This is a genomic window from Pseudomonas sp. MF06569, assembly GCF_059862735.1.
The window spans coordinates 1-594 of sequence record NZ_JCBCUZ010000086.1; the positions used below are offsets into that span (position 1 = coordinate 1).

Consider the following 594-nt stretch of genomic DNA (forward strand, 5'->3'; position numbering starts at 1 on the left):
CGGTGTGATTCATGACTGGGGTGAAGTCGTAACAAGGTAGCCGTAGGGGAACCTGCGGCTGGATCACCTCCTTAATCGACGACATCAGCTGCTCCATAAGTTCCCACACGAATTGCTTGATTCATTGAAGAAGACGATAGAAGTAGACCAAAATTGGGTCTGTAGCTCAGTTGGTTAGAGCGCACCCCTGATAAGGGTGAGGTCGGCAGTTCGAATCTGCCCAGACCCACCAATTTTGTATGGAAGTACCTGTAGAAATATGGGGCCATAGCTCAGCTGGGAGAGCGCCTGCCTTGCACGCAGGAGGTCAACGGTTCGATCCCGTTTGGCTCCACCATATACTGCTTCTGTATCGTAAAGCTTAGAAATGAGCATTCCATCAAACGATGGTGAATGTTGATTTCTGATCTTTTGATTAGATCGTTCTTTAAAAATTTGGGTATGTAATAGAAAGTTAGACTGGATAGCACTTTCACTGGTGTTTATTCAGGCTAAGGTAAAATTTGTGAACGTTCTTAATTGAACATGCGAATTTTCGGCGAATGTCGTCTTCATAGTATAACCAGATTGCTTGGGGTTATATGGTCAAGTGAA

Annotated in this window: 2 tRNA genes and 1 rRNA gene; all 3 read left to right on the forward strand. The window is 44.8% G+C overall.

From position 1 onward, the window contains the following. A 16S ribosomal RNA gene (locus AC19YQ_RS24985) occupies positions 1-74 on the forward strand; the annotation flags it as partial. Between the two features lie 81 nt (positions 75-155). Beyond that, a tRNA-Ile gene (locus AC19YQ_RS24990) sits at positions 156-232 on the forward strand. Positions 233-261: 29 nt separating this feature from the next. Continuing rightward, positions 262-337 (forward strand) — tRNA-Ala (locus AC19YQ_RS24995). The last annotated feature ends 257 nt before the right edge of the window (positions 338-594 follow it).